5 protein-coding genes are annotated in these 5,109 nt (G+C 71.1%); 1 reads left to right on the forward strand and 4 read right to left on the reverse strand.

Annotated features, from left to right (window positions below; genetic code table 11):
* The coding region (locus tag QOC69_RS16400) for an anthrone oxygenase family protein (protein ID WP_526441373.1) at positions 1 to 360 on the reverse strand (360 nt) is incomplete at its 3' end.
* An 87-nt stretch (positions 361 to 447) separates the two neighbouring features.
* On the opposite strand from QOC69_RS16400, the gene QOC69_RS16405 reads away from it, so the two are divergent.
* Positions 448 to 876 carry a winged helix-turn-helix transcriptional regulator gene (locus QOC69_RS16405; RefSeq protein ID WP_526441365.1) on the forward strand — a complete coding sequence of 143 codons (429 nt, stop codon included), beginning with the start codon at positions 448 to 450 and terminating at the stop codon, positions 874 to 876.
* Here QOC69_RS16405 and QOC69_RS16410 read toward each other — a convergent pair.
* From QOC69_RS16410 to QOC69_RS16420, 3 genes are all read right to left on the reverse strand, one after another.
* On the reverse strand, positions 777 to 1,739 hold the full coding sequence (locus QOC69_RS16410; protein WP_526441367.1) for an ROK family protein: 963 nt from the start codon (positions 1,737 to 1,739) through the stop codon (positions 777 to 779). The two genes, QOC69_RS16405 and QOC69_RS16410, sit on opposite strands and share 100 nt — an antisense overlap.
* Positions 1,739 to 2,353, reverse strand: a complete 615-nt coding sequence (locus QOC69_RS16415) for a DUF7158 domain-containing protein (RefSeq protein WP_526441369.1) — start codon at positions 2,351 to 2,353, stop codon at positions 1,739 to 1,741. Before QOC69_RS16415 ends, QOC69_RS16410 begins: the two co-directional genes overlap by 1 nt.
* A partial coding sequence (locus tag QOC69_RS16420) for an NEW3 domain-containing protein (RefSeq protein ID WP_526441371.1) occupies positions 2,350 to 5,109 on the reverse strand: 2,760 nt, incomplete at its 5' end. The genes QOC69_RS16415 and QOC69_RS16420, both read right to left, overlap by 4 nt.

Below are 5,109 nucleotides of genomic sequence, written 5' to 3' on the forward strand. Positions count from 1 at the left end.
GTGCAACCGGTCCCATCGGCCGGCGAGGTCGCGCGAGACGTCCGCATCCGTCTGCCATCGGCCGATCCGGTTGTTGATCGGAACGAGCGTCGTGACCGACAGCAGAACAGCAGCCGCCATCAGCGCGACCGCACCGACCACGAGGACGTTGCGGGACAACACCGCAGCGGCGATGAGCAACACCAGCGCGCCGATGTACCAGAACGGCATCACCACACCCAGCAATCGGCCCCCACCGCTACGGAATTGCCGGAACGCGGCGTCGGGCAGCTTCGCGACGACCGGGGTGGTGAAGGCGGCCACCCCGAGCTCGACGCCGACCAGCGGGCCCACCAACACCAGCGCAACGATTTCGATCATCTTGGTCACGTCATCGACCCTGCTAGCTATGCTGACAAAAAACAAGGTACTGACAAATTTGGCAGTGCCAAAGAGTGGGGAGGCGTAGTGGCGGTCTCGAAGAAGGGCATCACCGAGTGCCCGATCGATACGGCGCTGACGGTGATCGACGGCCGGTGGAAGGGCACCATCCTGTGGCGCCTGCTCGACGGCCCCATGCGCACCGCCGAGCTACGCCGCAGCATCCCCGACATCACCGAGCGCATGCTCATCCGTCATCTGCACGAGCTCGTCGACGCGGGCATCCTGGACCGCCACGACGCGCAGACGGTGCCGCCCTGCGTGCACTACTCCATCTCGGAGTACGGCATGACGTTGGCACCGGTACTGGAGAGCCTGTGCGGGTGGGGCCGAAAGCACATGGCGCGCCGGACGTCTCAGGAGTTCACCAAGGCCGCCGCGCCCACCAGACCGGCGTCACCCCCGAGTTCGGCGGGCAGCACCCGCAGCCGGCGGATGAAGTCGAGGCCCGCGTAGGTCGTCAGCGCCTCGCGCAACGGGTCGAACAACAACGCACCCGACTTGGCCACGCCGCCGCCGATGACCACCAGGTCCAGGTCGCACACCGCGGCCACCGAGGCGATCGTCGCGGCCACCGCGGTCCCGCCGCGCCGGAACGCCGACAGCGCAACGGGATCGCCCGCGTTCGCGGCGTCGGCGAGTTCCTTGGCGTCGGCGTCCGCCGGAGCGTCCCAGCCGTGCTCGCGCGCCCACTGGGCCAGATGCGGGCCCGATGCGACGGTCTCGGCGCAGCCGCGGCCACCGCAGGTGCACGGCCCGCCGTCGGGGTCGACGACGACGTGGCCGACGTGACCCGCGTTGCCGGTCCGTCCGTCATATGGAGCGCCGTCGAGCACCAGCCCGCCGCCGATACCGGTCGACACCACCATGCCGAGCAGGAACTGCGCGCCGCGGCCCGCACCGAGCCACTGCTCACCGAGGGCCATGCACAACCCGTCCCCGCCCAGCCGGACCGGACCTCCGGTCATGGCGGCCACCCGTTCGACGATCGGAAACCGTTGCCATTCAGTGATGTTGATCGGGCTGACGGTCCCACTGGCCAGGTCGATGGGTCCCGCAGAGGCAATCCCGACTCCGGCCACGCCGCCGCCTGCCTTCTGCAACGCCTCGGCGATCAGCGTCTCGGCGACCGCCCACACCGCCTCGGCGTCGCCCTCCGCCGTGGGCTGCTGAGCGCGGTGCACCATCGTGCCGTCGGCGTCGACGAGGCCGGCGGCGATCTTGGTGCCGCCGACGTCGAGCGCAAGGGTCAACTTCCGGCGCTGGGGGTCCCCCCGCTTGCGGGGGAGAGCGGAGCGACCCGGGGTGTATTCCAGCATCAGTGTTTGTGGGTGTTGTCGGGTTGGCGGGGATCGCCGGGGTGCTCGTAGCCCGGCGCCAGTTCGACCAGCACCGCGCGCCTGGCGTCGAGCCAGACGCGAAAGCCGCGGCGACGGGCGGCCGCCAGCAGATGTTCGGCGATGGTCTGGCGGGCATCGTCGAGCGCGGGGGCGGCGGCGCGACGGTGCCAGCCCCCGGCCGCGGGAGCGGGCGCAGCAAAGCGAAAGGGATTGCGCGCGTGGTAATCCTCGACGTCGGCATCGCTGACCTCGATCTCGGCGGTGACGTGCGCGTACAACGCTCGGCCCAGCGGATCTTCCAGCGCCGACGCTGCCACGCTGCCGATCTCGAGGCGGGCGGCCATGTCGGGCAGCAAGTCGTCCTCGGTCGGCGCACCGTCGGCGGTGACTCCCTGCGCGGCGACTTCGGCCGCCACGACCCGCTCGGTGACGAGCAGTTGGGTGAGCCACCGCCGCAGTTGCCGCCCTTCGCTGGTTCCGGAGCGCGGCAGTGCCCCGGCCGACATCGAGGCGCGAAGGCGTGTTTCGCGCCGGTCGACGTCGCTCACCAACACCGGGCGCCCACTGACCGTGGCGGCCACGTGCTCGCTCATCGGACGGTCACCTTCACCGCGGGCGTGTAGAGCAAGTGGCCTGCACAGGCGATCCGGATCAGCGCCCACCACTCCCCCGGCTGCACCGAGGCCGGGGGCGCCACCGCGAAGTCGAGAACGACAGATCCCCGCGCCGGTATCTCCGCGCCGACGACGCAGGGCCCCAACCATTCCCACGTCCCCCACGGGCTGATCAGATGCGCCTCCGCCGCGAGGCCGGCGTATGCGTCGGTGCCCACCGTGACGCTGAGCGTGGCCGTGTCGCCCGGGGAGACGGCGACGGCCTGCGGCTCGGCGAGCAGTCGGAGCATCTGATCGGTGGTCTCGCCGACCGATACCACGCACACGTCCTCGACCACCTGGCGCCATGACGCGGGGATCGACGCATTGCCGGTGATCGCGAGTTCGGCGCGCACCGGGTAGAGACCGGGCGCCACGGTCGTCGGCATCGTCAGCGCGACGGTCGTCTCAAGATGCTCGCCAGGCGGAAGCATGAACGGCAGTTCGTCGGGTTCCGCGGTCCAATCGGGCGGGGCGACCAGCCGTACCCTGCCGTGCAGTACCGAATCGCTGCAGTCGCTGGCGGCGGTGAGCTGCAACTGGACCGGCGCGCCGGGGTCCACCGCTGCCGCGTGGGGGTGCAGGTGGGCGACCACGGGCAGTCCGCCCAGCGGCGCCGGGCCGCGATTGTGCAGCCAGTAGCGCGCGTAGAGCGGTTGCGCGACTTCGGCATCCGGTGCGAGCGTGGCCTTGTCGCCGTCGAGTACGCGCGGCATGTTCAAGCGTGCCCGCATGGTGGCGATCTCGTAGCCGTGCAGGCGCAATGCGTCTCCGGCCGGCCCGCGCGACTGCTCCAACAGGTCGAGACGTTCGGGTGTGGCGACGTTGCGCAGGCCCGACCGGACCACGATGTCCGTTGTGCGGCCGCGGGTTTCGACCAGCCGCAGGGCGAGTCCGTCGTCGGCCTCGAGGTGTTCGGCGCTACCGCGTGCGATGGGATTGCCTGCCACCTTGAGAGCACCGAGCTGCACGGAGCGAGCCGGTTCGACTTCGAGCAGCGACCCCCAGTCGGGAAGTCCACCGGCGGACGACGCGGTCCCGACGACCCCGAGCAATGGTTGACCGAACTCCGCGCTCGCGGCGGGCAGCCCGGCGTCGCGCCAGTCGCCGTCGGCGGCCACGACGGCGTAGTCGAACGAGTGCGTCCAGTGCTGCAGCTGGAAGTTGGAACCGTCCGGCGCGGTGCGTCGGGGCGGGTCGATCCACGTCCCCGACGGCCACCCGGTGCACGACCGCATCAGCGACGTGTGAAGCGTGCCGTCGGTGTCGACGGCGAAGCTCGGCACGCCACGGTTGAGCACGGCCACGGTCCGCCCCTCGAATCCGTCGATCCCGCTTGGCGCGTCCTGCTCGACGGTCACCTCGGCGTCGGCCAGGTCCTCGACGAGCGCCGCGACGGCCGACGCGAAACCGTCACGGCCTGCGACGACGAGGACGGGAAGGGCGCGCGTGCCGCGCAGGTCGGCACCGGGCACCCAGCGTTGCGCCAGTGGCGCGTCGGCGGGTACCCAGACCCGTGCGACGCCGTCGGCCTTCAGCTGGCGGTCGAGTTCCTCGGTGTAGGCATCGTCGGAGGCGGCGAGAACCGCTGCGGTGAAGGCGTTCTCGCGCGGTCCGCCCAAGGCGATCCGCGTGTCGGGGAGGTTCGAGTCGACGGTCAGGTCGCCGTACCGCGGCTTGTCCGCACTGCTGCAGGTTGCCGTGACACCGGCGCGGACCAAGGCGACCATCAGGTCACGCGTCGCGGCGTCCAGGTTCGGCGCGACCACCTCGGCCACCGATACGGCACGGGTGCGCTCCCCGACCCGGACCCGGACGGCCGACGACAGCCCGAACCAGCCGAACGCGGGGTTGTCCAGTGTGGACGGATGCTGCGCCGAGTCGACGGCGTGCGCCGGATCGTGGTCGTGCATCAGGCCGAAGCCACGGCCGATGACCGCGTCGCCGACCTCGCTGACCGGCATCGCGCCCGGCACCGGGCAGGGCCAGCGCAGCCGCAGCAACCGGTTCTCTCCGGTGAATTCATCGATGGTGGTGCGGCAGTCGATGCGGTCGACGCCGTGCCACAGGGTCACCGTCTGGGTGTAGCGCAGCAGACCGTCGATCCGGCCGCGGACGGTGAGTCGCTCGCCGAGCGCGCTGCGATGGGCCTCGACGTCGGCGGGGTAGGCCGACGAGCAGACCACCGGTCCCGTGGGCAGCAGGTGCCACGGCCCTTCGCCGGCTTGCGGGTGCGCCGGATATTCGTCGTAGACCGCCAGCTCGTTGCCGACGCGGCCGTCGGCGATCAGCTGCCTGCCCGCTGCCGTCAGCGACGCCACCCCGCCCCCGCGTGCGGGGTCGACGCGCAGTCGGTATGTCTCGTTGCCGATCTCGTTGCCGTCGAACGGCTTCCAGCCGGTCGCGGCGCCGTCATCGAGCCGGTAGGCCCGCCACCCCAGCGACGGAACGTCACGCGCCAGCCAGCTCACCGAGTGTCCGTCGTGCTCCACCAGCGTAGGCACCACATTGCCGTCGTGGTCGACGACCGTGCCGCGCAACGGCTCGTCGAGGTGGACGGTGACCACGTCCGTCCGGCTGTGCACCAACGGGTTCCACACCACCGCCCAACCGTCGACGGCGCTCGACAGCAGGCTCAGCGCGTTGTCGCGGGCGGTCCGGCCCAGCTCCCACGCGTCGCGCCACCCCGTCAGCAG

The organism is Mycobacterium sp., from assembly GCF_032162105.1.
Classification (GTDB): Bacteria; Actinomycetota; Actinomycetes; order Mycobacteriales; family Mycobacteriaceae; genus Mycobacterium.